The sequence below is a fragment of the Nitratireductor sp. StC3 genome, assembly GCF_003015025.1.
Classification (GTDB): domain Bacteria; phylum Pseudomonadota; class Alphaproteobacteria; order Rhizobiales; family Rhizobiaceae; genus Mangrovimarina; species Mangrovimarina alexandrii.
Window position 1 is genome coordinate 93574 of the sequence record NZ_PYBP01000005.1, and the last position, 21102, is coordinate 114675.

Here is a 21102-nt window from a genome sequence, read left to right on the forward strand (position 1 = left end):
CCGGGCCAGGAACATGCCCGTTTCGTCCGAAGCCCGATCCGTTTCCGGAGTCCGCGATGCCTGCCCTGCGGTTGACGAGCCTGTTTCTAGCCTTGGCCTTCGGCCTGGTCCCGCCGGTGCCGGCTAGGGCGGAGGTGGCGCTCGACGGGCGGTTCGTCGCCGACAGGGCCTGTCCGGCGACGCCGTCGATCCGCAAAAAGGCCAATCCCGGCAACGTCAGGACGCGCGCCGGCCAGGCCTATGCGGCGCTGGCCGCCAACCGGGCCGACCCGACCCACTATCTGGTGCTGATGCCGGGGGCGGTGCCGCAACGGCGCTGGGTGCGGACCGGCTGCGGACGCCTCGTGCAGGGCGAGGCCGGCCGCCGCGGCGACGGCACGACGGCGGCCGCGCGGGAGCGCGCACAAGCGCCCCGCCGGACCCGCCATGTGCTGGCGGTCAATTGGCAGCCCGGCTTTTGCGAAACGCGGCCCTCGGTGCGCGAATGCCGCACGCAGACCGCCGCGCGTTTCGACGCGTCGCATTTTTCCCTGCACGGCCTGTGGCCGCAGCCGCCGGGCACGGCCTATTGCGGCGTGCCGGCCGCCCTTGTCGAGCGCGACAAGGCGGGGGCCTGGAAAACCCTTCCCGAACTCGGCCTGCAGACGAAGACGCTGCGCGAACTCGTCACCGTCATGCCGGGCGCGGCCTCCTATCTGCACCGGCACGAATGGATCAAGCACGGCGCGTGCTACGGCGGCGACGCCGAGACCTATTATCGCCGCTCGCTGGCGCTGATGCGGGCGCTCAACGGCTCCGAGGCGCGCGCCTTCTTCGCCGCGCGGATCGGCGAGGCGGTCACCGCCGGCGAGATCCGGCGCGCCTTCGACGCCGCGTTCGGCAAAGGCGCGGGGAAAAGGGTGCGGGTCGTCTGCGTCGACGATCCGTCGAGCGGGCGCCGGCTGATCGGCGAGATCACCATCGCGCTGTCGGGCGTCCTGGAGCCGGAGGCGCGGCTGGGCGAGCTCATCCACGCCGCGCGGCCGACCGGCAGTAGCGGCTGCCAGAAAGGCATTATCGACGCCGCCGGCCTGCAATAGGGGCTGCGGGGCGATCCGCCCGGCGAGGTGCCGGGTCGCCCGGCGCTGGCCCATTGCTCCGGGCGGTGCTTTCGCCTACATACGCCGCGACCCTTTCCCCGCAGCCCAGCTTACGGAGTGCGACGCGCGCCATGGCACGCCAGTTCATCTATCACATGTCCGGCCTCAACAAGGCCTACGGCACCAAGAAGATCCTCGAAAACATCCATCTGTCCTTCTATCCCGACGCCAAGATCGGCATTTTGGGGCCGAACGGCGCCGGCAAGTCGACGGTGCTGAAAATCATGGCCGGGCTCGACAAGGAGTTCACCGGCGAGGCGTGGCTCGCCGACGGGGCGACCTGCGGATACCTGCCGCAGGAGCCGGAGCTCGATCCCGCGCTCGACGTGATGGGCAACGTCATGGAAGGCGTGGCGGCCAAGAAGGCGATCCTCGACCGCTACAACGAGCTGATGATGAACTATTCCGACGAGACGGCCGACGAGGCGGCCAGGCTCCAGGACGAGATCGACAGCCAGAATCTGTGGGATCTCGACAGCCAGGTCGAGATGGCCATGGAAGCGCTCGGCTGCCCGCCCGGCGAGGCCTCGGTCGACAAATTGTCGGGCGGCGAGAAGCGCCGCGTGGCGCTGTGCCAGCTCCTGTTGCGCAAGCCCGACCTTTTGCTTCTCGACGAGCCGACCAACCATCTCGATGCCGAAACCACGGCCTGGCTGGAAAAGCATTTGCGCGACTATCCCGGCGCCGTGCTGATCATCACCCACGACCGCTACTTCCTCGACAACGTCACCGGCTGGATCCTCGAGCTCGATCGCGGCCGCGGCATCCCCTACGAGGGCAACTACACCGCCTATCTGGAGGCCAAGGCCAAGCGCATGGCCCAGGAGGGCCGCGAGGAGGCGGCGCGCGAAAAGGCGCTGGCGCGCGAGCGCGAATGGATCGCGGCCTCGCCCAAGGCCAGGCAGGCGAAATCCAAGGCGCGCTTCAAGGCCTATGACGAGCTGGTCAAGCAGGCCGACGACCGCCGTCCGGGCGACGCTCAGATCGTCATTCCGGCCGGCGAGCGCCTCGGCCAGGTGGTGATCGAGGCCGAGGGGCTTACCAAGGGTTTCGGCGACCGGCTGTTGATCGACGATCTCGAGTTCAAGCTGCCGCCCGGCGGCATTGTCGGCGTGATCGGGCCGAACGGCGCCGGCAAGACGACGCTGTTTCGCATGATCACCGGCCAGGACGAGCCCGATTCGGGCACGATCCGCGTCGGCGACACCGTCAAGCTCGGTTATGTCGACCAGAGCCGCGACACGCTCAACCCGGACAAGACGGTGTGGGAGGAGATTTCCGGCGGCAACGACATCATCAAGCTCGGCAAGCACGAGATCAACAGCCGCGCCTATTGCTCGTCCTTCAACTTCAAGGGCGCCGACCAGCAGCAGAAGGTCGGCACGCTGTCGGGCGGCCAGCGCAACCGGGTGCACCTGGCCAAGCTGTTGAAGGATGGCGGCAACGTCATCCTGCTCGACGAACCGACCAACGACCTCGACACCGAGACGCTGGCCGCCCTTGAGGACGCGCTGGAGAATTTTCCCGGCTGCGCGGTCATCATCTCGCACGACCGCATGTTTTTGGACCGGCTCGCCACCCATATCCTGGCCTTCGAGGGCGACAGCCACGTGGAATGGTTCGAGGGCAATTTCGAGGATTACGAAGCCGACAAGATCCGCCGGCTCGGCCCCGACAGCGTCAACCCGAAACGGGTGACCTATAAAAGGCTGACGCGGTAGGGACTAGCGGTCGTCCACGTATAGCTGCTCGGTCATTGCGAAGACGAAGACCGGGCAGCCGCCGGCACCGCCGCCGAGAATTCGTGGCTCTAGCTTGTCGAAATGTGTGGTTGAAGCGCCATAGGTGCCTGGTGCCTTCTCAAGCATTTTGTGATTGGTTCGCAGCCATTGCATAAGGCTCGTGGATCGGGTGACCATTACACCTACATCTACGACACGCAAATCATAAAGAAGCCGAAAGTTATTTAGATCGCGATCGTAAAAAGGGTCTTTGTTATTCCACTCCAACTCCACTGCAACCCGGTTGCGGTAGCAGTCTATATCGTGTGTCGGTGTTTCTTCGGTGACGCCGTCGACGGATATAGCTGTGTGAAATTGCTTTTCAACCCAGCCACGTCGGTAGAATGAACTATCCAGACTGCCTGCAATTTCGGTTTTGTTACCACCCTTTGCTGACAACTGAGTGTGGGTGAGACGAAATGCGGACAGGACTTCTAATAGGTCTTTCCACTCGGCGAAAAATTTGTGCTCGAGCAACGCGCGAGCGTTGCGCCAATCGTAGCATCTCCAACCGGCGATTAACGTTTCGTCCGCTAGAAGGCTCATTCCGCCGCTTCGACCGCCGAATTGTAAGCATACGTCTTCCAGGTTGGCCGATAGTTCTCATCAGCCTGATTGCCCCAGAACGTCCATCCCGGACGGGTTCCTCGCGCAAAGAGCTCCAGATAGGGACCGGGCGAACACCGCTCGATTAGCTCGTACTGCTCGTCGGGTTTGCGTGAATGTTCGCGCTTGCGCGACTGGATCATATTGACCTGGCTGCGCGCGGGCGGAAGCGTGCGTGCGTTCTTGCCCCGCACCCCGAAGAGGATCAGTTCCGTAACGTTGCGGAAATAGAATCCGACCCCCCGGCCATCCGAGCCGCCATCCTTCCTGATCTTATGCCAAACGAGATTGGCCTTGTACTCGAAGCCCCAGGCTGCAAGGACCCGCAATCCGTCCGGGAGCAGGGCGTTCGGAACCCAAAGATAGAGGTGGGTCGGTTCGACCGTAAGCGCCTGAACCGGCAGGGCGCAAATCTCGTCGGTTGTCATGGTTTCGTATCGGGACAGTCGGCGATGTTCCGGCGCAACCTTGCCCGTGCGGTTGGTGAAACGCCAAGGCGGGTCCGCGAGCACTGTCTGATAGGCCTGGCCCTCTGTCCTACGCAACAGATCAAGACCGATGTCCGTAGGTTCGGCGTTCATGTGTCAACCTCTGATCAATTTGGAACAAAAGCAGAACTTTTGTTGAATGTCAATGTTGCGCGATTCGGGTCCGGAAGTCGCTAACGAACCGCGCAGCTTTCTTTGGATAGTCGACGTTTTGCGGCTGATTGCGGCATGCCTCGAATAAACGGAGGAAGATTTGCCTTACGAGGGATTTGCCGGCTTGGGAATAAGCGTCGAAATAGTCCGGGCGAAAATGGAACTGGAGATGCTAATCGATCGGACAGGCAATGTCTGGCTTGACCAAAAACAGCGCTTGCCCTTGCCCTCATTCCAGCCGGCGGCAGAACGGGAGGGACGGTCCGGATAGCCCCGGCGTACCGGGCAGGCCTCAAGCTCTAGGAGAGCGCCATGCGGCTAAGCATGGCGACGTCCAGCCGGTTGGTCTTGGCGAGCCTGCCGGTGGCTTCGGCGACGCGCCTTGCCTGTCGTGGATTGACCTTAATAAGCGCTGCAGCGGCACGAGCCGCCTGCCGGCCCGTCATCGCCGCCGGCGTGTGGACACATGCCGGCACCGCTCCTTGCAAAATCAACGTCTTGCGCGAAATCCGCCCTGCGCCGGTCCACACCGCTTATGAGCGGATGGACAATGGCGGCCGGCGAACGAAGGGCCATCGGAGATGGACGTGGATGTGGCGAGAGGGGACCGGCGGAATTTGCGGCGCATCATGACGCTGCTCGGCGCGCTCGCCGTCCTGGCCGAGCGCGCCGGCGCCCGCTCCTGGCCCGTTCGCTGTTTGGTTTTGTGTATATTGCGGCGGGCCGAGGCCGTGGCGAGAGGGTTTGTCGCCGAGGCGACGGGCCTGCCGCCATCGGCCCTTGAGCCGATGCCTGGTATCCGCAATGACGCGGTCGAGGCGCTGCGTCTCGCCGTCTGTTTCAGGGCGCTGGCGGCGGTTCTGGCCGCGCTGTTGCGCCTGAGCGGGCGTTCTCGCTGCCCGAGCGGTCGCGCCGGCGGCGCGACCCGGTGTCCCGGCCCGCGCCAGCATGGGTTTGCGTTCAGCCGCGGCTGGACCGGATTGCCAAACGACACGTCATGACGAGGCTCGGCGCGGCCGGGGCTCGCCCCTTGCCGGTAAACCCCTGTCGCGCGCCTTTGCATCGGATATCGCTGCGATCGTCGGAAACCGGACGATCGGTGCCGGTGCGCGCCCTCATTCCAGCCGGCAGCAGAACGGGAAGAACGGTCCGGACAGCCCCGGCGCGCCGGTCGGCGTGAAGGTGAAGTCGTGGACGGTGTCGCCCTCGTCGGTGCAGCCGGCGGGCGTATAGGCGATCGAGCCGGTCACGGGATGGCTGGTTTCGAAGGCCCACGGGTCTTCCGAGGAGAAAGTGACCGTGCCGGGCGTGGTCGTGATGTCGCCGCCCGAAAAGGCGTCGATGAGGTTCGACGTCATTTGCGGTCCCTCGCACAGGAGTTCGACCGCCCAGTTGGGCTCGAAGCCGGGACAGATCATCTTCTGGCCGAACGGAACGAGGCTGTTGCAGGTGTAGTCGGCCGCCGCAGCGGTGCCCGACGACGCGGCAACGGCGATGGCGGCAAGTGCGGTGAGGGCGCGTCTATGCACGGCGGACCTCCTTCGGTCACGTTGTTCCCCGCAAGCCGATCCTATGCCGAGCTGCAACACCGGTAAAGAAGTTGCGTCGGCGATGGTGAATGCGCGACCGGATCGCTTGACCCGTCGCGCGGTGCGTGGCTCGATAAATGCGCGGCCGATCAACGCTTGTTGTGGAGGGAAAACCGCCGATGAAACGTCTTTTCTTCGCCGCGCCGCTGCTCGCCGCCGGGGCAATCCTCGTCGCCTGGCCGGCCTTCGCCAAGCCGGCGCGGTGCTTCACCACCGATGACGGCTACTACAATTGCGACTTCCGCGGCACGGACGCAGCCGGCTCGTTCGTCATCGCGGCGAACGGCTACCCGACCTATTCGCTGGTGATCGACCGGCCGGGCTTCGCCTTCGGGTTCGTCAATTTCGGCGACCGCAACATTGCGCTGCCGGGCGAATATGTGCGCAGCCGCGACGACGCGGCGTGCTGGAACAATCCGCAGACCAGCACCAAGATCTGTGCCTGGTGAGGCGGGTGCGCCGCGGCGCCGGCAAGGCGCGTGCCGCGACCGCTCCGTGGCAATTGCGTTGCACTGCGGTATAAAACGGGCATAAAGAGCAGGCATGGAAGCATCACGCGCATTCACAGCCAAGGAGCGCCTCGCGCCCGCCCCCCTCGCCACGCCGGACAAGGGCGGCGGCCGAACCGAGATGGCCCGGGTGGCGCTGTCGGGCATCGGGGTCAGCATTCCCGAGGCCTTTATCGACAACGAAGCGCTGGTCGATTGTTTCAATCTGTGGGTCGAGCGCGAAAACCGGCGCCGGGCGGCCGACGGCGGCGCGCCGCTGCAAAAGTCGAGCGCGGCCTTCATCGAGCACGCCTCGGGCATCCGGCAGCGCCACGTCCACACCCCGGAGGGCATTCTCGATCCGGACCGCATGGCGCCGCGCATCGCCGCGCGGGCCGACGACGATCTGTCGGTGCTGGCCGAGTTCGGCGCGCGCGCGGCGCGCGCGGCGCTCGACGATGCCGGCATCGCGGCCTCCGACGTCGATCTGGTGATCTGCGCGGCCTCGCATCTGGAACGGCTCTACCCGGCGATCGGCATCGAGATCCAGAAGGAGATCGGCGCCCGGGGCGCGGCGTTCGATCTCAGCCTCGGCTGCTCGTCGGCGAGCGGCGGGCTGCATGTCGCCTTCAATCTCTTGCGTTCGGGCGCGCATCGCCGGGCGCTGGTCGTCACGCCGGAGCTGATCACCCCGCATCTGAATTTCCGCGACCGGCAGACCCATTTCATCTTCGGCGACGCGGCGACGGCGATGCTCGTCGAGGCGATCGGGCCCGACGAGGAGCGGCCGGGCCGGTTCGAGGTGATGGACACGCGGAGCTGGACGCAGTTCTCCAACAATATCCGTTCCAATTTCTCCTATCTGAACCGGGCCGCGCAGGACGATGTCGGCGCGATCGACATGGAAGGCAAGCTGATCAAGCAGCAGGGCAACAAGGTGTTCAAGGAAGTCACCATCGCCAGCCACCGCTTCATCGTCGATTTTCTGGCCGAGCACGGCCATACGCCGCAGACGGTGCGCCGCTTCTGGCTGCACCAGGCCAATGCGCGCATGAACGGCATGATCTTGAAGCTCGCCTTCGGCGAGGATGTCGGCCACGACCGCGCGCCGATGGTGCTCGACCGGCTCGGCAACACCGCGGCCGCCGGCGCCGTGGTCGCGCTGTCGGAAAACCATCGCGACATGACGGCCGGCGATTTCGGGCTGTTGTGCACCTATGGGGCGGGCTATTCGCTCGGCGGGGCGCTGTTGCGCATGATGTGAGCGGCGTCTGGTGCGACCGGCGACCGATCAACCCGCGTGACCGGTCCATCATTCCATTTGACTGGTAATCCCCGGCCCGGCGCGTCATTCTGCGCGCCGTTCAAGGGGAGGGGCGCGATGGAGCTGCCGCTGACACGGCTCGACGCGGAGCCGGAAATCGTTCCGGCGAAAAAACTCTCGGCGCGCGTCGACGGCGTCTACGCGGCGCTTGCGGACGGGTTCGTCACCCGGGCCGTCGACGCGCTCGATCTCGATTTCGACGGTATCAAAGGCGACTTTCACGCCGGTGCGACGCGCCGTTCGGGCGGGCGGGAGCCTTGGTATCCGCGCGGCACGCCAATGCGCAACGAACGCCAGATTTCGATCGTGGCGGCCGACGAGATGGCCGCGATCGCGCGCGGCATGGGGATAAGCGAGATCCGGCCGGAATGGATCGGCGCCAATCTCGTTTTCTCGGGCGTGCCGCGGCTGTCGATGCTGCCGGCCGGCACGCTGCTTTTCTTCAAGAACGGCGTCACTTTGAAGGTCGACAGCCAGAACGGGCCGTGCCGCATCGCCGGGCGCTCGGTCGCCGACCATGCGGGCATGCCCGACCGCGAGGCCGGCGCGCTGGCGTTTCCCAAAGCCGGCAGGCGCCGGCGCGGGCTGGTGGCCTGGGTGGAAAAACCCGGCCGGATCGCGACGGGCGAGGCGGTGTCGGTGCGCATTCCCGAACAATGGATTTATCGGCCCTGACGGCTCGGCGGCAGAGCCTGGGACGCGGCGCGGCGCGGTGCGCGCCGGGTTACGGCAGCGCCTCGACCAAGGCCTCGACCAGCGCCTGGGGCTTGTAGCCGAGCTTGGACGGCGTCAGGCCGAGCCGCACCACCACCAGGTCCTGCGAGGGTAAGACGGTGACGGTCTGGCCGTCATGGCCGAGCAGCCAGAACGCGTCCTCGGGCAGGTCGAAGCCGGCATCGGCATGCGTGCCTTCCGGCGTGGTGCCGCGCGGGCCGTGCAGCCATAATTGGCCGCGGCCATAGGCGCCGTCGGAGGCCGGCGCGGCCTGGCGCATCCAGGCGACATAACCGAACGGCAGCACGTCGGCGCCGTTCCAGCGCCCCTCCTGCAGCAGCAATTGGCCGAAGCGGGCCCAGTCGCGCGCCGTGGCGTAGAGATAGGACGAGCCGACGAAGGTGCCGGACGCGTCGGCCTCCAGCACCGCGCTCGCCATGCCGATGCGGTCGAACAGCGCTTCGCGCGGCCAGTCGAGCGCGGCCTGCGGTTCGCCGAGCGCGTCCTGCCACAGCCGCGACAGGATCAGCGTCGTGCCGCTCGAATAGGAAAAGACGGTGCCCGGCTCCGCGGCGAGCGGCTTGGCGGCGGCGAAGCCGGCCATGTCCGGCTCGAGATAGAGCATGCGGGTGACGTCGGTGACGTCGCCATAATCCTCGTTGAAGGCGAGCCCGCTCGACATCGCCATCAGATCGGCGAGCGTGATGTCGCTGCGCTCGTCGCCGTTCCAGATTTCCAGGAGTTTTTCCTGGCCCTGGGCGAGTTTGCCTTCGGCGATCACCGTGCCGATGATGGCCGCCGTCACCGTCTTGGTCATCGACCAGCCGAGCAGCGGCGTCACGGCGGAAAACCCCTCGCCATAGCGTTCGCCGACGATGCGGCCATTCTTGACCACCACCACCGCGCGCATGCCCGGCCCGGTCAGGTCGTCATCGGCGAGGATCGCCGCCAGTTCGGGGTTCTGCGAGGGGGCGACGATCTCGCCTTCGGGCCACGGCGCCTGCGTGTCGGCGGGCGCGGCCTGGGACGCCGAGAGCCCCTCCAAGAGCCCATCACCCGACACCACCGTGCAGCCCAGCCCCTCGCGCATCACCGCGCGCTCGCGTCCGAAAAGGCCGAGCAGGGCGGCGGAGACCGCGCGGTGCGCGTCGTCGACCTCGATCCGGATATAGCCCAGCAGCGGATGGCCGGGCGCCTGTACGTCCTCGGCCAGCACCCGGGTCGCATCGCGGTCGGCGAGGAAGACGTTGGAACACACCATCTTGGCCGAATAGGCCGCGCCCACCCTGATCAGGGCCGGCGGCGCGACATAAAGCCATCCGGCCAGGCCGACGACCGCCAGCACTGCCAGTGCGATCACAAAAATCGCGATTTTCGCCAGAATCCGCATCCAAAACTCCGTTCGTGGCCGCCGGCGGTCCCACCACATCCCCGCCATCTTCCTTGTTTACCGGGGCAATCTCGGGCGGGGACACGGCAAAAGCAACAGCCAAAACGGCCACGTCAAACGGGAAGGGGTCGCTGGCCGGGTCACAATTGGCCATGCTCGGTCTGGCCTGGATGTGATTCGGCAATGGGAGGATAACGCTATGCGGCGCTGGGCGGGGCTGGTTGCGATCGCGCTGGCGGCGGGCTGCACGTCCGTCAATTACGACTTCGCCGACGTCGCGCCGTCCACGACGGTCGCCGTTACCAATCCGCGCTTCGGCGACCGCGATCCGCACGACTGGTCGCGGCGCGCGCCGTGGACCTATCCGATCCACGGCACCGACGTGGCCAAATATCAAAAGGATATCGACTGGAAAAAGGCCAAGGCGAGCGGCATTTCCTTCGCCTTCATCAAGGCCACGGAGGGCGGCGACCGTCTCGACGACTATTTCCACCGCAACTGGAACGGCGCCAAGGTCGCCGGCATCCCCCGCAGCGCCTATCACTTCTTCTATTTCTGCCGCCCGGCGATCGAACAGGCGCGCTGGTATATCCGCAACGTGCCGCGCGACGCCTCCGCCCTGCCGCCGGTGCTCGACATGGAATGGAACCATCTTTCGCCGACCTGCAAGCTGCGCCCGCCGGCCGCGACCGTGCAGAAGGAGATGCGCATCTTCCTCAAGACGATCGAGAACCATTACGGCAAGAAGCCGATCATCTACACCTCGATCGACTTTTTCGACGACAACCGGCTGGCGAATTTCAAGGGTTACCCGTTCTGGCTGCGCTCGGTCGCCGGCCATCCCGACGAGAAATACGGCCGCCATCCGTTCCTGTTCTGGCAGTATACCGGCACCGGCATCGTGCCGGGCATAAACGGCGACACCGACATCAACGTCTTCAACGGCGACCGCAAGGCCTGGCGCAAATGGCTTGCCGCCAACACCAAATGACCCGCAGGCCACGCAGCCCCGGCAATGATCGCCGTTCCGACCGCTCGCTTGTCAAACGCCTGTCGCCGCAGCATGCTGCAACCGTGGCCGGCGTTGGCGAGATATGGCGTGATACGAAAGGCGTTGCGATGAAAGTCTGGCTTGCGGCCCTGTGTGCGGCCATCGCGACTGCCGTTCCCCGTCCCGCGGCGGCCGAGCAATGCGGCGGCGACTTCGAGACCTGGCGCGCCGCGGTGGCGAGTCAGGCCAGCGCCGAAGGCGTCGGCGCCGCCGGGCTCGACGCACTGTCTCAAGCGCGTTTCGACACGCGCGTTCTCGCCCGCGACCGCGCGCAGGGCGTGTTCACCCAGGATTTCATCCAGTTTTCCGGCCGCATGGTCAACGATTACCGCCTCCAGCACGGGGCGGCGCGGATGAAAAAATATGCCGGCGCCTTCTCGCTGGCGCAGCAGACCTATGGGGTTCCGGCTCCCGTCATCACCGCGTTCTGGGCGCTTGAGACCGATTTCGGGGCCGTGCAGGGCGATTTCTCGACCCTCGACGCGCTCGCCACCCTCGCCCATGACTGCCGCCGGCCCGAACTGTTCCGTCCGCATCTGATCGCGCTGTTGAAACTGATCGACCGGGGCGTGCTGCCGGCCGACGTGGAGGGCGCCTGGGCCGGCGAGATCGGCCAGATCCAGATGCTGCCGGGCGACTATCTGGAAAAGGGCGTCGACGGCGACGGCGACGGACGGGTCGACCTGCGCGGCAGCGTGGCGGACGTCATCATGACCGCCGCGCGCCTGATCGCCGCGCTCGGCTGGCGCGCCAACGAACCCTGGATGCAGGAAGTGCGCGTTCCAGAAACGATGCCGTGGGAGGAGACCGGACGCACCAACCGGCTGCCGCTGGCCCAGTGGGCGTCGTGGGGCGTGACCACGCGCGACGGCGGCACGCTGGGCGAGGGGCCCGATGCCGGTCTCGTGCTGCCGATGGGGCGCAAGGGGCCAGCCTTCCTCGTCTACGCCAATTACGACGTCTATCTGGAATGGAACAAATCCTTCGTCTACACGCTGACGGCGGCCCATCTCGCCCGCCGGTTCGCCGGCGACCCGCCCTATCGCAAGGGCTATCCCGAGCCCGGCCTCAATCCCGAAGAGATGCGAGCGCTGCAGGAAAAGCTCGTCGCCCGCGGCCACGATGTCGGCGGCGTCGACGGCGTGCTCGGCGTCAACACGCGCGAGGCGGTGCGCAAGGAACAGGCGCGGCTCGGCATGGCCGTCGACGGCTGGCCGACCCAGGCGCTGCTGGCCGCGCTGTAGCCGGCCGGGCGCAAGATCAGGCCATCGTCTCCAGGCTGGCGAAACTTTCGGGCGCGCCGCCCTGCTCGAACGGCGTCGTCACCTCCACGAACGTGTCGGGATAGAACCCGTTGAAGCGCGTCCTGAGCGACATCGAATAGGCGCCGATATGGCCGATCTCGATCCAGTCGCCGGTATCGACCGTTTCGGGCAGCCAGAACGGCCGCGACAGGATGTCGACCGAATCGCAGGTCGCCCCGCACACCTTGAACGGCACGATCTTGCTCTTGTCGCCGTTACGGCTGCGGATCGCCGGGTCGGGGATGAAGCGGGCCGGCAGGGTGATCTTGCCGGTCCAGCTGTCCGACAGCGACGACCAGATGCCGTCATTGATGTAAAGCCGTCTGCCCTTGCGCAGCATTACCCTGACGATCAGCGAAAAGGCGTGCGCGCAAATCACCCGGCCGGGTTCGGCCACCAGCGGCATGTCCATGAACGCCCATTCCTCGAGATCGGCCCGCAGCCTGGCCATCAGCTCCTCCAGCGAGGGCAGGTCGGGCGCCTTGCGGTTGGGGTCGTGGCCGTATTCGGCCGGAAAGCCGCCGCCGACGTCGAGGCCCGCAAGCGGCACGGCGGCGCGGTTGCGCACCCAGTCGGCCGAACGCAGCGCCCGCTCGTAGGTTTCGGGGTCGGCGATCTGGCTGCCGACATGAAAACAGATGCCGACCTTGTAGCCGTTGCGGTCGAGCCGCCTGAGAAGCTCGACGGCATGGGCCGGCCCGGCGCCGAATTTCTTCGACAATTCGTAGGCGGCGCTTCCCTTGGTCTGGATGCGCACGAACACGGTGAGCGAGCCGGGATCGATATCGAGCGCCTGGACGACGCGCGACAGCTTGGTGATCTCGTCCTCGTGGTCGACGGCGATGACCCGAATGCCGTAGGTCTCCAGCGCCAGCCGGATGTCGGACTGGGCCTTGACCGGGTGCATGTAGAGCATTTCCGCCTCGGGCGAGGCCGCGCGCACCGCCTCGAACTCGGCCGGGGAGGCCACGTCGAAGGCCTCGATGCCGGCTTCGGCCAGAGCCTTTAGCACCATCGGTTCGCCGTTGGTCTTGACCGCATAGGCCGTCTTGCCCGGAAACAGCGCCATGAAACGGCGCGCATCCGCCTTCAGCACCTCCGGACGGAAGCAGTAGACCGGATCGTCCGGCCTCAGTGTCAGGGCCGCGTCGCGGGCATTGTCGAATCGTTGCATGGGTGCTCCTGAGTGCCGGCATAGGCTAGACCATGCGGCATTTTCATGAAAACCGGGTTTTTCGCGCGCTGGGGCCGTTGCGGGCGGGCCGTGGCCGGACCCGTGGCATGGCGCATGCCGCGACCGTGGCGCTGGGCGCGAATCGGGTGGCCGGTTAAGGCCGGAAACGCTACCTCGACGCAACGCGTGAGGGGATTGCCGTGACGGAGATCAAACAGGCCGCGCAGCCGCCGATGACGGTGGTCGTATGGGCACAACTCGTCGTGCTCGGCACGATCTGGGGCGGATCGTTCTTTTTCGCCCGCATCGCGGTGCTGGAAATCGCGCCGCTAACGCTGGTGCTGTTGCGGGTCGCGATCGCGGCGGCGGCATTGCAGCTTTATCTCGCCGCGCGCGGCATCGCGTTTGCCCCGGTGCTGAAAAAATGGCCGGTCTTCGCGCTGCTGGCGCTGGTCAACAACGTGATCCCGTTCTCGCTGATGTTTCTCGGCCAGACCGCGCTCGGCGCCGGCACCGCCTCGGTCCTCAATGCGACCACGCCGTTTTGGACCATCATCGTGGCGAGCCTGTTCATCGCCGACGAAAAAGCGAGCCTGGCCAAGCTGTTCGGCATCGCGCTCGGTATTGCCGGCACCGCCGTGATGGTCGGACCGGGTCTTGCCGCCGGGCTCGGCGGTCCCGTCTGGGCCAAGATGGCGCTGCTCGGTATGGCGTTTTCCTATGCGTTCGCCTTCGTCGTTGCCCGTCGTTTGACCGGCCTGGCGCCGGCCGTGGTCGCGGCCGGCCAGCTTTCGGCCTCCACGGCGATCATGCTGCCGGTCGTCGCGCTGACCCAGGAAACGGCCGCGCTGGCAACGGTCGGCGCCGGCACCTGGGCGGCCGTGGCCGGGCTTGCGCTTTTGTCGACCGCCGCCGCCTATATTCTTTATTTCCGGATCGTGGCGGCCGCCGGCGCCACCAACGCCTCGCTGGTGACGCTGATCGTGCCGGTGAGCGCCATCGTGCTCGGCGCGCTGTTTCTGGGCGAGCGGCTCGAACGGTTCGAACTGGCCGGCATGGGCTTGATCGCCTGCGGATTGTTGGTCATCGACGGGCGCGTCCTGCGCGGGCGAACCGGTGCTGCCGCGGCGTCGGAAACGCGGTCCGCAGCCGGGCGATCGGAAAAAAAATCCACAGGTTCCTGACAGACCGGAGAGCCCGGAATTTCAAGGACTAAGACTTTGGTCGCAGGCCGGTTCTGCACAAGCTTGCCGCAGCGCAGCACAAAATCCGCTTGTCAGTGGGCCAAACTCACCTACACTTTTGGCATAGTCTAAAGAGGAGGCTATGAGATGGGACTGACGAAGCCAATCAACGCTTTGATGGTTTGTGCTGCGTTCGCCTTCATCGGCGCCCTCATTCTGGGGGCTCTTCCCTAAAGCTTTCGCGGGGGAAGCCTCGGCAAGACAGCCAACGAAAATCGAAACGGCCGGGACCCACGCCCGGCCGTTTCCTTTTCGAAGGCGATCGCCGGACAGGGGCGGTGCCCCCCGACGATCGCTGGCCAATCGGCCGTCGGCATATAGGCCGGGTTCACGCCGCCGCGGGTTTTGCGTCCTCGCTGGCGCCATTGGCGCGAATGCCGATCATGTGGCAGATCGCGAAGGCCAGATCGGCCCGGTTCATCGTGTAGAAGTGGAAATCCGACACGCCGCGCTCGACCAGGTCGAGCACCTGTTCGGCCGCGACGGCGGCGGCAACCAGCGCATGGGTCTGCGGATCCTTTTCCAGCCCCTCGAAGCGTTCGGCCAGCCATGCGGGCACATGCGCGCCGCAGCGGCCGGCGAAATTGGCGACCTGGCCAAAATTGTGCACCGGCAGGATGCCCGGAACGATCGGCACGTAGATGCCGGCCCGGCGGGCGCGCTCGACATAACGCTCGTAGAGGTCGTTGTCGAAAAAGAACTGGGTGATGGCGCGTTTGGCGCCGTTGTCGACCTTGCGCTTGAGCATGTCGATATCGGTTGCGAAATCCGGGCTTTCGGGGTGCTTTTCCGGATAGGCGGCGACCGAGATGTCCTTGGCGCCGTGCCGGGCGAGCGCCTCGACCAGTTCGGCCGCGTTGGCGTAGCCGCCCGGATGCGGCGTGTAGCGCGCGCCGACGCCTTCGGCCGGATCGCCGCGCAGGGCGACGAAACGCGATACGCCGAGATCGAGGAACTGCCGAATCACCTGGTCGGCCTCCTCGCGGGTGGCGTCGACGCAGGTCAGATGCGCGGCCGGCGTCAGCGCGGTTTCGCGGATGATGCGCTCGACGGTGCGGGCGGTGCGTTCGCGGGTCGACCCGCCGGCGCCGTAGGTCACCGACACGAATGAGGGCGAAAGCGGCTGCAGCCGCTCGGTCGTCTCCCAAAGACGGGCTTCCATGGCATCGTTTTTCGGCGGAAAGAACTCGAACGATACGTCGATCTGATCGCCTATGTCGGGTCGCCGCGAAAGTCGGAACTGGTTCACGAAGTCATCTCCGTTGGTTGCCCCTCGGCAGTGTTGTCGGCCGCGACGAGGAGCCTGCGGTCACGGCCGAGCCAGAGTTTCACGGTAAGCTTGTCGCCGGCGACGCCCGTGGGGGCGAAATCCAACGCCCTTTCCAGGTCGAGGCCGGCCTCGTCGAGCCACTCCGTGATCTGGCGATCGGAAAAGCCGAGCCGCGCATGGGCGTGCTCGGCGCGCAAAAATTCGAGATCGTGGGGCGCGAAATCCACGATCAGCATGCGTCCGGACGGACGCAACAGGCGCGCCGCCTCGCGGATCGCCGCCTGGGGATCGTCGAGATAATGCAGCACCTGATGGATGGTGACCAGATCGAAGGCGTCGCGCTCGACCGGGGGCGCGAAAATGTCGCCCTGCCGGACCTGGGCGTTTTCCACCGCCGCCTTGTCGAGATTGGAGCGTGCCACGGTCAGCATCTCGCGCGACATGTCCACCCCGACGCCGCGCTGATAGAGCGGCGACAGGATTTCCAGCATGCGCCCCGTGCCGGTGCCGAGATCGAGCATGGTGCGGAACGGCCGCTCGGCCATCAGCGTCAGGATCGCGTCTTCCACCGCCTTTTCGGGCACATGCAGCGAGCGGATACGGTCCCAGGCATCGGCGTTTTCGCTGAAATAGGCGGCCGCCTTCTCCTCGCGCTTGCGCTTGACGTCGGTCAGCCGTTCCAGATCGCGGTCGACCGGAGACTGGGTGGCATCGATGCGCGCGATCAGGCTGGCGACCAGTTCGCGCTCGAAACCGCTGTCGGCGAGGCGGAAATAGGCCCAGGATCCCTCCTGATAGCGCTCGATCAGCCCTTCATCGAGCAACAGCTTGAGATGGCGCGACACGCGCGGCTGCGACTGGCCGAGCACCTCGGTGACGTCCGAGACGGTCAGATCGCCGCGCGACAGCAAAAACAGAATCCGCATGCGGCTGGATTCGGCCGCCGCCTTCAAGCTATCTACCAGCAGGTTGAGGTCGATCTGGCTGCGTGACAGCATCCAAGTCTCCAAATGATATAAAGATATCTTTATATCGATTTTGCGATGGACGCAAGGCTGGTGTCGTAGATGGGCCAGAAAATGGCGCAGGATCCGTTTCGCGGCGCAACCGGCGGCCGGATCGGCAAAAAACGGCGAGGAAAACCATGCAGCGCGACGGCGAGACGGCCCTGGAGTTCGACCCGAAGGATGCGGCGGCCGACGCCGGCGTGGTCTTCATCGGCCGGATCGCCTCGCCCTGGACGGAGCGCGGTGCGTGCCCGCGCAACATGGCGAGCGCGCGCGAGGCCGGTCGCGGCGCCCGGATCGAGATCGACGCGCCCTACCGGCCCGGCCTGTCGGGCCTGGAGGAGTTCAGCCACGTTGCCGTGCTGACCTGGCTCGACCGCGCGCCGCGCAACCTGATCCGGCAGATGCCGCGCCATGTCGAGGCGCCGCGCGGCGTGTTTTCGCTGCGCTCGCCGGCGCGGCCCAATCCCGTCGGCCTGCACGTGGCGCGCATCACGTCGCTCGACCAGGCGGCGGGGCTGATCGAGATCGACGCCATCGACGTGCTCGACGGTACGCCGGTAATCGACATAAAACCCTATTTCGCCAGCATCGACGCCTTCGCCGATGCGCGCAGCCGGCGCGACAGCGGCAAGACATGATCGCCCGCACCGGCCGCCAGCGCGCCATCGCCAAGGCGCTGACCCTGCTCCTGCCGGCCGCGCCCTATGCCGACATCGAAAAAATCCGTGCCGAATCGCTGGCGCCGCATCTGAAAGCGCTGCCGGTGTCGCTCGCCGTTTGGCTTGCCGCCGTCGCGCATGTGCGCCACGAGCATTCCGCCTATGAGACGCTGCTGGCCGAGGGCTACGACCGCGACTCGGCCCGCTTCTTCGTCATCGACGAGATCAACCGGACCCTGACGGCATGGCGCGCCACCCGGCTGCTCGATCCCGACGACACCGACGCCTAGAACCGGTAGGGGATCGCTTCGATGCGCTGATTGCCCGTGGCGTTGCTGTGCCGCGCGGCGCCGGATGGCCGGGTGACGACCGCGTGAACGGCGTAACCGCGAAAAAGCGAATCGAAGCGGAGGCTTGCGCCAAAACGTTGAGATTCCGATTCCAGCACTTCGCGCAGGCCGTCGCGCGGTGCGACGTGGAAGCGCGCCAGCCAGGCGCGCAGCATCGAGCCGAACCAGCGCGGCAGCCGCTCCTGGCCGCCGAAATCGACGATATGCAGCGAACCGCCCGGCGCCAGACATGCGAGGCCGGCGGCGACGGTGCGCTCCCAGCCCGGGATCATCGACAGCGCGTAGGAGACGAAGACGCGCTCGAATTTCTGGTGGCCGAACAGGGTTTCGGCGTCGAAATCCGTGGCGTCGGCGCGGGCGAGCCGGGCGCGCCCGCCGAGGCCCCGACGGGCGAGGGTCTTGTGCGCGGTCGCCAGCATTGCGTGCGAGATGTCGAGGCCGAACAGGCGGGCATGCGGATAGCGCCTCGCGACCTGGACGAGGTTGCGCCCGGTGCCGCAGCCCAGTTCCAGCACGCTGCCGCCGGCCGGCACCTGCAGCGCGTCGACCAGCCGGTCGCGTCCGAGCAGGTAATATTTGCGGGTCAGGTCGTAGACATGCCGCTGGAAACGGTAATTGGCATCCATCAGCGCGGCGTGATCGCCGCCGTGCGCGCCGGCCGTCATCGATCCGCGCGCACGTAGAGATGAAAACCGCCATAGATGGCGGAGCGATCACGCGCGCCGAGTTCCAGCGAGCGTTGCTTTTCGTAACGCCAATGGCCGAGCGTTTCGGCCGCGACCCGGCCGGGCAGGATCGACGGCGCGGCGGCGGTGCGGAAGATGACGCGCGCGCCGGGGGCGGCGGTGCGGGTGATTTCGGCCCACAAGGCGTTCAGTTGCCGGTCGTTCATCCAGTCCTGCGCGTCGAGCAGCACGTAGCGGTCGAGCGAGCCGGCCGGCTTGCCGGCCAGGAATTCGGTGAAATTCGCCCGGTGCACGGCGACGCGCCCGGCATGGGCGCGGATCGTGTCGTGATTTGCCTTGTCGAGATAGGCCGGCAGCACGGCTTCGCCCGGACGTGCGTAGCGACGGGCAAAAGCCTGCCAGGCGAAATAGTTCTCGGCGAGCGGAAAGTGGCAGGCGAGCTTTTCCAGCCGCGCCGCCAGCACCTCGGCCATGGTGCCGCTGCCGGCGCCGATCAGGCTGTCATATTGCGCGGGCGGAATGCCCAGGCCGAACAGCGACGCCTTTTTCGAGGTCGCCCAGCGGATCAGCGGCTTGTCGAACAGGGGGCGCAGCCGGTCGTCGAAAAAGGCTTTCTGCTGACGCGTGGTGCGCGCCGCCATGATCTCGGCCGGGTCGACGCCGTGCAGCCTGGCGACGCCGTGGCCGAGGGCGATGAACAGGCCGAGCAGGCCGGTGCGGTAGAAGTCGCGGGCAAAGACGGTGACGCGGCGCCGACCGCGCCAGTCGCGCCCTTCCCAGTAGCGGCGGCTGGCGGGGTCGAGATGCGGGGCGATGAACCGGTCATAGGCGATCGCGTTGTGGCGGTTGCCGGCGGCGCCGAAGAAACGATGGAAATCGCCGTGCGAGGGCAGGTGGGCGGCGGCCGCGAGCTTGAGACGGTTGAGCGCGACATGGGCGCGGTTGAGGTCGACGGCGTCGATACGGGCGGGCCGGCGCGTCAGATAGGCGAGCACGTTGCAGCCGCCCGACGCGATCGTCACCACCCGGTGGCGTTCGCACAATTCCATCGCATCCATGTCGATTTCGGGGTCTTCCCAGATCTGCGGATAGACCAGGCCGGAAAACAGCAGCGCGAACAGCCGCTCCGATATGCCGGCCCGGCTGAGCGCGCGATGCTGGTAGACGGCGTTGCCGATCGGGCGCGAGGCGGAAAGGCCGATTTCGGCCGAAAGGTCTGTCATGGCGCGGCTCCCGCTTTGCAAGGGCATCGACATGCGGGTAGTCGAGCGCGATGACAGCGGCGTGACAGGCAAAGACGCAGATTGCGGGTGGGGCGGTCGGGCGCGGGGCGGTCAGGCGTCGAATTCGGCGGAGCCCGCGAGCCGCCTGAGGATTTCGATCATCGCGGCGTTCCAGCCCATCGGGCCGGGCAGTTCGGTGCGGATGACACGCCCCTCGCGCTCGCCGTCGAGCTCGGCCAGCGGCGGATGGGCGGGATTGGCCACCACGACGCCGTAATCGGCGGCTTCCAGCATCTCCCGGTCCTCCTCGGCGTCGCCCAGGGCGACCAGCGGCCAATAGCGCCGGCCGTCGCGCCTTTCCACAAGCGCGCGCACGGCGTTCATGCGTCCGGCCTTGGAGCCGCCGCGCGAGACGGTCAGGAACCGGCCATGACGTTCGGCGCACAGGCCGTGCGCGGCCAGGTGCCGGCGCAAAGCGACGAGCTGGGTTTCGCTGCCGGTAAAAAGGCCCGGTTCGGAAAAGCCGCGCCGGGACGCGCGGGCGGCCCGTGCCCTGTTCAGCCCGGTCAGGGCGGCGATGCGACGGGCATCCATGTCGCCGAACCCGGCGAAACAGCCTTTCAGCCTTGCCGGCAGGGCGTCGAGACAGGCGCGAATCTCGTCGTAGCAGGCATCGGCCTCGGCAGGCCCGGCGGGGGCAGCCGGCCAGAAGACGCCGCCGCCATTTTCGACGATGGCCGGCGTATCGAGCTTGAGCTCGGCCAGGACCGGTCCGATCTCCGCCGCCGTCCTGTCGGTCGCCACCACCACCGGAACGGCGCGCGCGGCCAGGGCGGCGAGCGCCGGCAGGGCGGCATGATGGTCGCAGGTATCGGGCTCGAGAAGCGTTCCGTCCAGATCCGTAAAGACGATCATGGCTTTGGTCTAAAGCGGATTTTCTCCAGATGGAAGCCATTTGAGGTCACGGATTCTGTTCCGGCAGGCAGACGATGCGAGTGCGGCGCAGCCTGCGGGCGCGGCTTGCCGGACCCGTTCGTGTCGATCATCCTGCCGGCGGAGGTTTGCCACAATGTCCCGACATGATTTCGACCCCGCGACCGTTGCCCCCGACGGTCGCCCGCCGGCGAAGGCCCGGCTCTTCGACGGCACGCGCCAAGGACCCCATCGCGGGTCCGTGGCAGGCGAGGTTTTGGCCACGCAGGTCACCGTGCTCACCTACGGCAATGACGAACCCGGCACCGGTCCGGTGCTGCACGTCCATCCCTATGACGAGGTCTTCGTCGTCCAGCAGGGGCGGGCGCGGTTTTTCGTCGGCGAGGCGGTGATCGACGCCGAGGCCGGCGAAACCGTGCTCGGACCGGCCGGCGTGCCGCACCGCTTCGTCAATCTCGGGCCCGGACGGCTGCAGACGCTCGACATCCACCTTTCGCCGCGCTGGATCCAGACCGACCTGGAATAG

22 protein-coding genes and 1 pseudogene are annotated in these 21102 nt (G+C 66.6%); 12 read left to right on the plus strand and 11 right to left on the minus strand.

What is annotated here, in order from left to right; translation table 11 throughout:
* The first annotated feature begins 56 nt into the window (after positions 1-56).
* The gene (locus C7T96_RS12215) at positions 57-1079 is read left to right on the plus strand and encodes a ribonuclease (RefSeq protein ID WP_106571520.1); all 1023 of its coding nucleotides are present in this window, start codon (positions 57-59) and stop codon (positions 1077-1079) included.
* A 131-nt stretch (positions 1080-1210) separates the two neighbouring features.
* On the plus strand, positions 1211-2860 hold the full coding sequence (gene ettA, locus C7T96_RS12220) for an energy-dependent translational throttle protein EttA (protein ID WP_106571521.1): 1650 nt from the start codon (positions 1211-1213) through the stop codon (positions 2858-2860).
* A gap of 3 nt (positions 2861-2863) precedes the next feature.
* Here ettA and C7T96_RS12225 read toward each other — a convergent pair whose 3' ends face one another.
* The 3 genes and pseudogenes from C7T96_RS12225 to C7T96_RS24365 form a co-directional block, all read right to left on the minus strand.
* A complete protein-coding gene (locus tag C7T96_RS12225; protein ID WP_106571522.1) occupies positions 2864-3466 on the minus strand; it encodes a BglII/BstYI family type II restriction endonuclease in 603 nt (200 codons plus the stop codon).
* Positions 3463-4107, minus strand: coding sequence for an MT-A70 family methyltransferase (locus C7T96_RS12230; RefSeq protein ID WP_106571523.1), 645 nt, complete (start codon positions 4105-4107; stop codon positions 3463-3465). The genes C7T96_RS12225 and C7T96_RS12230 overlap by 4 nt, the downstream gene beginning before the upstream one ends.
* Positions 4108-4478: 371 nt before the next feature.
* Positions 4479-4580, minus strand: a pseudogene (locus tag C7T96_RS24365) (IS110 family transposase); the annotation flags it as partial.
* 216 nt (positions 4581-4796) lie between these two features.
* Here C7T96_RS24365 and C7T96_RS12240 point away from each other — a divergent pair.
* Positions 4797-5168, plus strand: coding sequence for a hypothetical protein (locus C7T96_RS12240; RefSeq protein ID WP_146149178.1), 372 nt, complete (start codon positions 4797-4799; stop codon positions 5166-5168).
* Between the two features lie 114 nt (positions 5169-5282).
* Here C7T96_RS12240 and C7T96_RS12245 read toward each other — a convergent pair whose 3' ends face one another.
* On the minus strand, positions 5283-5696 hold the full coding sequence (locus C7T96_RS12245) for a hypothetical protein (RefSeq protein ID WP_106571525.1): 414 nt from the start codon (positions 5694-5696) through the stop codon (positions 5283-5285).
* 179 nt (positions 5697-5875) lie between these two features.
* Here C7T96_RS12245 and C7T96_RS12250 point away from each other — a divergent pair, with 179 nt between their 5' ends.
* The 3 genes from C7T96_RS12250 to C7T96_RS12260 all read left to right on the plus strand — a co-directional run bounded on the left by C7T96_RS12250 (position 5876) and on the right by C7T96_RS12260 (position 8243).
* Positions 5876-6205 carry a hypothetical protein gene (locus C7T96_RS12250; protein ID WP_106571526.1) on the plus strand — a complete coding sequence of 110 codons (330 nt, stop codon included), beginning with the start codon at positions 5876-5878 and terminating at the stop codon, positions 6203-6205.
* A gap of 181 nt (positions 6206-6386) precedes the next feature.
* Complete coding sequence (locus tag C7T96_RS12255; RefSeq protein ID WP_106571824.1) at positions 6387-7508, plus strand: beta-ketoacyl-ACP synthase III; 1122 nt, start codon at positions 6387-6389, stop codon at positions 7506-7508.
* 117 nt (positions 7509-7625) lie between these two features.
* Entirely contained in the window at positions 7626-8243 is a 618-nt protein-coding gene (locus tag C7T96_RS12260; protein ID WP_106571527.1) for a molybdenum cofactor sulfurase, read from the plus strand.
* Between the two features lie 49 nt (positions 8244-8292).
* On the opposite strand, the gene C7T96_RS12265 is transcribed toward C7T96_RS12260, so the two are convergent.
* Positions 8293-9672, minus strand: coding sequence for a serine hydrolase (locus C7T96_RS12265; protein WP_106571528.1), 1380 nt, complete (start codon positions 9670-9672; stop codon positions 8293-8295).
* A 199-nt stretch (positions 9673-9871) separates the two neighbouring features.
* Between C7T96_RS12265 and C7T96_RS12270 the strand changes: the two genes are divergently transcribed.
* Positions 9872-10663, plus strand: coding sequence for a GH25 family lysozyme (locus tag C7T96_RS12270; RefSeq protein ID WP_106571529.1), 792 nt, complete (start codon positions 9872-9874; stop codon positions 10661-10663).
* A 128-nt stretch (positions 10664-10791) separates the two neighbouring features.
* Positions 10792-11967 carry a lytic murein transglycosylase gene (locus C7T96_RS12275; RefSeq protein WP_106571825.1) on the plus strand — a complete coding sequence of 392 codons (1176 nt, stop codon included), beginning with the start codon at positions 10792-10794 and terminating at the stop codon, positions 11965-11967.
* Positions 11968-11983: 16 nt separating this feature from the next.
* Here C7T96_RS12275 and C7T96_RS12280 read toward each other — a convergent pair whose 3' ends face one another.
* Complete coding sequence (locus C7T96_RS12280; RefSeq protein WP_106571530.1) at positions 11984-13201, minus strand: alanine racemase; 1218 nt, start codon at positions 13199-13201, stop codon at positions 11984-11986.
* A 233-nt stretch (positions 13202-13434) separates the two neighbouring features.
* Between C7T96_RS12280 and C7T96_RS12285 the strand changes: the two genes are divergently transcribed.
* Positions 13435-14385, plus strand: coding sequence for a DMT family transporter (locus C7T96_RS12285; RefSeq protein WP_106571826.1), 951 nt, complete (start codon positions 13435-13437; stop codon positions 14383-14385).
* Between the two features lie 388 nt (positions 14386-14773).
* Here the strand turns inward: C7T96_RS12285 and metF are convergent, their stop codons facing one another.
* Entirely contained in the window at positions 14774-15694 is a 921-nt protein-coding gene (metF, locus tag C7T96_RS12290; RefSeq protein ID WP_106571531.1) for a methylenetetrahydrofolate reductase [NAD(P)H], read from the minus strand.
* The gene (locus C7T96_RS12295) at positions 15691-16713 is read right to left on the minus strand and encodes a metalloregulator ArsR/SmtB family transcription factor (protein ID WP_106571532.1); all 1023 of its coding nucleotides are present in this window, start codon (positions 16711-16713) and stop codon (positions 15691-15693) included. The genes metF and C7T96_RS12295 overlap by 4 nt, the downstream gene beginning before the upstream one ends.
* 146 nt (positions 16714-16859) lie before the next feature.
* Here C7T96_RS12295 and tsaA point away from each other — a divergent pair, with 146 nt between their 5' ends.
* On the plus strand, positions 16860-17363 hold the full coding sequence (gene tsaA / locus C7T96_RS12300; protein WP_106571533.1) for a tRNA (N6-threonylcarbamoyladenosine(37)-N6)-methyltransferase TrmO: 504 nt from the start codon (positions 16860-16862) through the stop codon (positions 17361-17363).
* Entirely contained in the window at positions 17360-17674 is a 315-nt protein-coding gene (locus C7T96_RS12305) for a DUF2293 domain-containing protein (protein ID WP_106571534.1), read from the plus strand. The genes tsaA and C7T96_RS12305 overlap by 4 nt, the downstream gene beginning before the upstream one ends.
* Here the strand turns inward: C7T96_RS12305 and C7T96_RS12310 are convergent.
* The 3 genes from C7T96_RS12310 to C7T96_RS12320 form a co-directional block, all read right to left on the minus strand.
* Positions 17671-18399: a class I SAM-dependent methyltransferase gene (locus C7T96_RS12310; protein ID WP_106571535.1), complete on the minus strand. Its 729-nt coding sequence runs from the start codon at positions 18397-18399 to the stop codon at positions 17671-17673. The two genes, C7T96_RS12305 and C7T96_RS12310, sit on opposite strands and share 4 nt — an antisense overlap.
* Positions 18396-19643 (minus strand): DUF3419 family protein, encoded by a 1248-nt coding sequence (locus tag C7T96_RS12315; protein ID WP_106571536.1) that lies wholly within the window; start codon positions 19641-19643, stop codon positions 18396-18398. The genes C7T96_RS12310 and C7T96_RS12315 overlap by 4 nt, the downstream gene beginning before the upstream one ends.
* 111 nt (positions 19644-19754) lie before the next feature.
* The gene (locus C7T96_RS12320) at positions 19755-20558 is read right to left on the minus strand and encodes an HAD hydrolase family protein (RefSeq protein ID WP_106571537.1); all 804 of its coding nucleotides are present in this window, start codon (positions 20556-20558) and stop codon (positions 19755-19757) included.
* A 154-nt stretch (positions 20559-20712) separates the two neighbouring features.
* Here C7T96_RS12320 and C7T96_RS12325 point away from each other — a divergent pair, with 154 nt between their 5' ends.
* A complete protein-coding gene (locus tag C7T96_RS12325) occupies positions 20713-21102 on the plus strand; it encodes a cupin domain-containing protein (protein ID WP_106571538.1) in 390 nt (129 codons plus the stop codon).

Coding starts and splice junctions, on each gene's coding strand:
- C7T96_RS12215 (WP_106571520.1), top strand. CDS start 57: ATGCCTGCCCTGCGGTTGACGAGCCTGTTTCTAGCCTTGGCCTTCGGC.
- ettA (WP_106571521.1), top strand. CDS start 1,211: ATGGCACGCCAGTTCATCTATCACATGTCCGGCCTCAACAAGGCCTAC.
- C7T96_RS12225 (WP_106571522.1), bottom strand. CDS start 3,466: ATGAGCCTTCTAGCGGACGAAACGTTAATCGCCGGTTGGAGATGCTAC.
- C7T96_RS12230 (WP_106571523.1), bottom strand. CDS start 4,107: ATGAACGCCGAACCTACGGACATCGGTCTTGATCTGTTGCGTAGGACA.
- C7T96_RS12240 (WP_146149178.1), top strand. CDS start 4,797: ATGACGCTGCTCGGCGCGCTCGCCGTCCTGGCCGAGCGCGCCGGCGCC.
- C7T96_RS12250 (WP_106571526.1), top strand. CDS start 5,876: ATGAAACGTCTTTTCTTCGCCGCGCCGCTGCTCGCCGCCGGGGCAATC.
- C7T96_RS12255 (WP_106571824.1), top strand. CDS start 6,387: ATGGCCCGGGTGGCGCTGTCGGGCATCGGGGTCAGCATTCCCGAGGCC.
- C7T96_RS12260 (WP_106571527.1), top strand. CDS start 7,626: ATGGAGCTGCCGCTGACACGGCTCGACGCGGAGCCGGAAATCGTTCCG.
- C7T96_RS12265 (WP_106571528.1), bottom strand. CDS start 9,672: ATGCGGATTCTGGCGAAAATCGCGATTTTTGTGATCGCACTGGCAGTG.
- C7T96_RS12270 (WP_106571529.1), top strand. CDS start 9,872: ATGCGGCGCTGGGCGGGGCTGGTTGCGATCGCGCTGGCGGCGGGCTGC.
- C7T96_RS12275 (WP_106571825.1), top strand. CDS start 10,792: ATGAAAGTCTGGCTTGCGGCCCTGTGTGCGGCCATCGCGACTGCCGTT.
- C7T96_RS12280 (WP_106571530.1), bottom strand. CDS start 13,201: ATGCAACGATTCGACAATGCCCGCGACGCGGCCCTGACACTGAGGCCG.
- C7T96_RS12285 (WP_106571826.1), top strand. CDS start 13,435: ATGACGGTGGTCGTATGGGCACAACTCGTCGTGCTCGGCACGATCTGG.
- C7T96_RS12295 (WP_106571532.1), bottom strand. CDS start 16,713: ATGCTGTCACGCAGCCAGATCGACCTCAACCTGCTGGTAGATAGCTTG.
- tsaA (WP_106571533.1), top strand. CDS start 16,860: ATGCAGCGCGACGGCGAGACGGCCCTGGAGTTCGACCCGAAGGATGCG.
- C7T96_RS12305 (WP_106571534.1), top strand. CDS start 17,360: ATGATCGCCCGCACCGGCCGCCAGCGCGCCATCGCCAAGGCGCTGACC.
- C7T96_RS12310 (WP_106571535.1), bottom strand. CDS start 18,399: ATGACGGCCGGCGCGCACGGCGGCGATCACGCCGCGCTGATGGATGCC.
- C7T96_RS12315 (WP_106571536.1), bottom strand. CDS start 19,643: ATGACAGACCTTTCGGCCGAAATCGGCCTTTCCGCCTCGCGCCCGATC.
- C7T96_RS12320 (WP_106571537.1), bottom strand. CDS start 20,558: ATGATCGTCTTTACGGATCTGGACGGAACGCTTCTCGAGCCCGATACC.
- C7T96_RS12325 (WP_106571538.1), top strand. CDS start 20,713: ATGTCCCGACATGATTTCGACCCCGCGACCGTTGCCCCCGACGGTCGC.